Source organism: Streptomyces colwelliae, assembly GCF_048158785.1.
Taxonomy (GTDB): Bacteria; Actinomycetota; Actinomycetes; order Streptomycetales; family Streptomycetaceae; genus Streptomyces.
Genome location: NZ_JBLTJC010000582.1, coordinates 1 through 4,562 on the forward strand (window position 1 = coordinate 1; position 4,562 = coordinate 4,562).

Annotated in this window: 5 protein-coding genes; all 5 read right to left on the reverse strand. The window is 69.3% G+C overall.

Annotated features, from left to right (window positions below; genetic code table 11):
- Window positions 1-523, reverse strand: a 523-nt coding sequence (locus ACNFOC_RS51255) for an LLM class flavin-dependent oxidoreductase (RefSeq protein ID WP_416965841.1), incomplete at its 3' end; no start/stop codon positions are given.
- A gap of 31 nt (window positions 524-554) precedes the next feature.
- Window positions 555-953 carry a cobalamin B12-binding domain-containing protein gene (locus ACNFOC_RS51260; RefSeq protein ID WP_416965842.1) on the reverse strand — a complete coding sequence of 133 codons (399 nt, stop codon included), beginning with the start codon at window positions 951-953 and terminating at the stop codon, window positions 555-557.
- Entirely contained in the window at window positions 953-2,554 is a 1,602-nt protein-coding gene (locus ACNFOC_RS51265) for a methylmalonyl-CoA mutase family protein (protein WP_416965843.1), read from the reverse strand. Before ACNFOC_RS51265 ends, ACNFOC_RS51260 begins: the two co-directional genes overlap by 1 nt.
- Window positions 2,551-3,978, reverse strand: coding sequence for a FadD3 family acyl-CoA ligase (locus ACNFOC_RS51270; RefSeq protein ID WP_416965844.1), 1,428 nt, complete (start codon window positions 3,976-3,978; stop codon window positions 2,551-2,553). Before ACNFOC_RS51270 ends, ACNFOC_RS51265 begins: the two co-directional genes overlap by 4 nt.
- The coding region (locus ACNFOC_RS51275) for an amidohydrolase family protein (RefSeq protein WP_416965845.1) at window positions 3,975-4,562 on the reverse strand (588 nt) is incomplete at its 5' end. The genes ACNFOC_RS51270 and ACNFOC_RS51275, both read right to left, overlap by 4 nt.

Genomic DNA, 4,562 nt, shown 5'->3' on the forward strand with positions numbered 1-4,562 from the left:
CCCCGGCGAGGCGCAGCATGACCGGGCCGAGGGCCGCGATCAGGACCGGCAGCGGGGAGACGGGGGCGAGGGTGAGCGGGTTGTGGACGGTGAAAGTGTCGTTCTCGACATCGACCATGTCCGTTCCGCCGAACGCTGCGTCGAGGACGTCCAGGTAGTCGCGGGTGAAGGCGGCCGGTTTCTCGTACGGCAGTCCCAGCATGTCCCGGATGATCCAGTGGTGGGACGGTCCGAGGCCCAGCGCGAGGCGTCCGCCCGCCGCGGCCTGGGCCGAAATCGCCTGCCGGGCAAGGGCGATGGGGTGCTGGGCCTGCAACGGGACGACGGCGGTGCCCAGTTCGATGCGCTCGGTCCGCGCGCCCATCAGTGCGACGGCGGTGAGCGCGTCGAAGTCGGTCGGGATCTGCGGCACCCAAACCGTGTCGAAGCCCGCCTTCTCGGCCCAGGTCACGTCGTCGATCATCCGTGTGACCTTGCGGACCGAGTCTCCGCGCTCGGGCCCGATCATCACTCCGATGCGCACGCTGCCTCCAGGTTTTCGGCTTGACGCCGGGTCATGGCGAGGTGACGGATGTCAGGGCGCGCATCTTGGCCACGAGGGCGTCGAGCGGCGTGCCCGTGGGGAAGACCGCGGCGGCTCCCGCGGTGAGCAGCTTCGGCACGTCGGCCGGCGGGATGGTGCCGCCCACCACGACGGCGATGTCCTCGGCCCCCGTGGCGCGCAGCCCCTCGATCACCCGGGTGGTCAGCGAGAGGTGCGCGCCGGAGAGGATGCTGAGGCCGACGACGGCGACGTCCTCCTGGACGGCGACGGTCACGATGTCGTCGACGCGCTGCCGGATGCCGGTGAAGATGACCTCGAAGCCCGCGTCGCGCAGGGTCCGCGCGACGATCTTGGCCCCGCGGTCGTGTCCGTCGAGCCCCGGTTTGGCGACGAGTACGCGGGCTTTCATCAGAACACCACCGGCTGCTGGAACTCGCCCCAGACCGCCTTGAGCGCGGCCACCATCTCGCCGACCGTGCAGTAGGCGTTGGCGCAGTCGATCAGGATGGGCATGAGGTTCTCGGTACCTTCCGCGGCGCGGGTCAGTTCGGCGAGGCGCTGCCGTACGACGGAGGCGTCGCGGGTGGCCTTGACGTCGGCGAGCCGTTTCAGCTGCCGGTCGCGGCCCTCCGCGTCGAGTTCGTACGTGGCGAGGTCGGGCGGGGGTTCGTCCGATACGAAGCGGTTGACGCCGACGACCGGCCGGGTGCCCGCCTCGACCTCGCGGTGCAACTGGTAGGCCTCGTCGGCGATGAGGGTCTGGAGGTAGCCGTCCTCGATGGCCCGGACCATGCCGCCGTAGCGCTCCAGGTCGTCCATGATCTCGACGATGCGGGCCTCGGTGGCGTCGGTGAGCGCCTCGACGAAGTACGAGCCGCCGAGCGGGTCCGCGACCCGGGTGACGCCGGTCTCGTGGGCGAGGATCTGCTGGGTGCGCAGGGCGAGTGTCGCCGACTCCTCGCTGGGCAGGGCGAACGGCTCGTCCCAGGCGGCCGTGAACATCGACTGGACGCCGCCGAGCACCGAGGCGAGCGCCTCGTAGGCGACCCGGACGGTGTTGTTCTGCGCCTGGGGCGCGTACAGCGAGGCGCCTCCGGCGACGCAGCCGAAGCGGAACATGGCCGCCTTGTCGCTGTCCGCGCCGTACCGCTCGCGCACGATGGTCGCCCAACGCCTGCGCCCTGCGCGGTACTTGGCGATCTCCTCGAAGAAGTCGCCGTGCGTGTAGAAGAAGAAGGAGACCTGCGGGGCGAACTGATCGATCGTCATACGGCCGCGGGCCAGCACCGTGTCGCAGTACGTGACCCCGTCCGCGAGGGTAAAAGCCATCTCCTGTACGGCGTTGGCACCGGCGTCGCGGAAGTGCGAGCCGGCGACGGAGATGGCGTTGAAGCGGGGTACTTCGGCCGCGCAGAACTCGATGGTGTCGGCGATGAGTCGCAGCGAGGGTTCGGCCGGCCAGATCCAAGTGCCCCTGGACGCGTACTCCTTGAGGATGTCGTTCTGGATCGTCCCGGTGAGCTTCGCCCGTGGTACGCCCGCCCGTTCGGCCGCGGCGACGTAGAAGGCGAGCAGGATCGCGGCCGTTCCGTTGATGGTGAAGCTGGTGCTGATCCTGTCGAGGGGGATGCCCTCGAACAGGACCTCTGCGTCGGCGAGCGTGTCGACGGCGACGCCCACCCGGCCGACCTCCTCGGCCACTTCGGGGTCGTCGGAGTCGTAGCCGCACTGCGTGGGCAGGTCGAGCGCCACCGAGAGTCCGGTGCCGCCCTGTTGGAGGAGGTAGTGGTAGCGGCGGTTGGACGATTCGGCGGTGCCGAAGCCGGAGTACTGGCGCAGCGTCCACAGCCGTCCCCGGTAGCCGGTGGCGTAATTGCCGCGCGTGAAGGGGAAGTTGCCCGGCGCGGGCGGTGCGGCGTCGACGTCGTCGGGGCCGTAGACCGGTTTGAGGGGCAGGCCGGACGCGGTCCGTACGGGGTCGTCGCCCTGGGGCGGTGTGGGAGGCGTCATCGCAGGAGGTCCTTCATTACCTTTCCGGTGGCGTTCAGCGGTAGTTCCGTGCGGAACTCCACGGTCCGGGGCACCTTGAACCCGGCCATCCGGAGCCGGCTCCACTCGATCAACTCGTCGGCGGTCAGCGGCTGTCGGAGGACGACGAAGGCTTTGCCGACCTGGCCCATGCGTTCGTCGGGGACGCCGATCACGGCGGCCTGGGCGACCGCCGGGTGTTCCATCAGGAAGCCTTCGATCTCGGCCGGGTAGGCGTTGAAGCCGCCGACGATGAACATGTCCTTCTTGCGGCCGACGATCCTCAGGTAGCCGCGCTCGTCGAGCGTGCCGAGGTCCCCGGTGTGCAGCCAGCCGTCTTCGTCGATGGCTTCGGCGGTGGCGTCGGGGTCGTTGAAGTAGCCGCGCATCACGCTGTAGCCGCGGACCAACACCTCGCTGTCGTCGGCGATTTGGACCTCGACGCCGTCGCAGGGGGTGCCGACGGTGGTGGCGATGTCCTCGAAGGAGTCGCCGGGCCGGGTGGCGGTCGCCGTGCCCGCCTCGGTCAGGCCGTAGCCCGTCATGATCGAGGTGAAGGGCAGTTCGGTCATCACGCGGCGGATCAGTTCGACGGGTATGTCGGCGGCCCCGGTCACCGCAACGCGCAGTGAGGACAGGTCCCTTGTGCCGCGGTCGGTGAGCAGTGAGTGGTAGAGCGTGGGCGGGCCGGGCAGGACCGTCACCTTCTCGCGCTCGACCAGGTCGAGGACGGTGTCCACGTCGAAGACGGGCACGGGCAGGATGGTCATGCCGCGGATGAGCGAGGCGACCATGCCGGCCTTGAAGCCGAAGATGTGGAAGAACGGGTTGACGATCAGATAGCGGTCGCCCTCCCTGACCCCGGCCAGGTCGCACCACTCCGCGTACAGCCGGAGCGTCTGGGCGTGGGTCATCAGGACGCCCTTGGGCCGGCCGGTGGTGCCCGAGGTGAACACGATGTCGCTGACCTGGTCGCCGGTCACCTTCCGCTCGAAGGGTGAACCGCTCGCCAGGAAACCGGACTTGAGGTCGATCACCGGCACACCGGGCGGTGCCTTGAAGTCCAGGCCGAGGAAGCCCTCCTGGACGAGAACGGCCTTCGCACCGCTGCGGACGATGATGTCGTGCGCCTCGTCCGCCTTGAAGCGGGTGTTCACCGGCACCACCACACCGCCCGCGGTCATGAGACCGAAGGCGGCGACGATCCACTCGGCGGAGTTGGGCGCCCAGATCGCGACCCGGTCGCCCTGCTCCACCCCGGCCGACGCGAACGCACCCGCAGCCACACGCACCCGCTCGACCAGCTCGGTGAACGTGAGGCGGAGCGGGCCGTCCACCACGGCTTCGGCGTCACCGAAGCGGTCGGCCGCGCTCAGCACCATCTGCGGGATGCTCTCCCAGGTCATACGCCGATCAACCGGGCGAGGTTGCCGCCCATGATCTTGGCCTGGTCGGCCTCCTTCATGCCCTGGAGCGCGTCGATGTAGGAGACCGGGTCGGCCAGCCCCTCGGGGTGCGGGTAGTCGGACCCGAACAGGACACGCTCGACTCCGACGACCTCGGAGAGCGCGGCCATGTCCTCCTCCCAGAACGGGCTGATGTGGATCCGCTTCCTGACCTCTTCGACCGGGTCGCCCAGGAAGCCCTTCGGCTGCTTCTTGTAGGTGCTGCCCAACTGGTCGAGCAGCGGCAGCAGCCAGGAAGAGCCGTTCTCGATGACCGAGACCTTCAGTTCCGGGAAGCGGAACAGGGCTCCGTGGCAGACCCAGGACGCGACCGCGTCGGTGACCGGCCGCCACTCGGACATCATCCGGAAGACCTGCGCCTGGAACGGCGTCATCTCCTGGCTCTTGCCCTCCCAGTCACTGGAGTAGCGCGAGTAGCCGCTGTCGGAGGAGTGCATGGCCACCAGCACGCCCGCCTCCTCGACCCGCTTCCAGAACGGGTCGAACTCCGGCAGCGCGAAGGACCGCGAGCCGCCGTAGCCGGG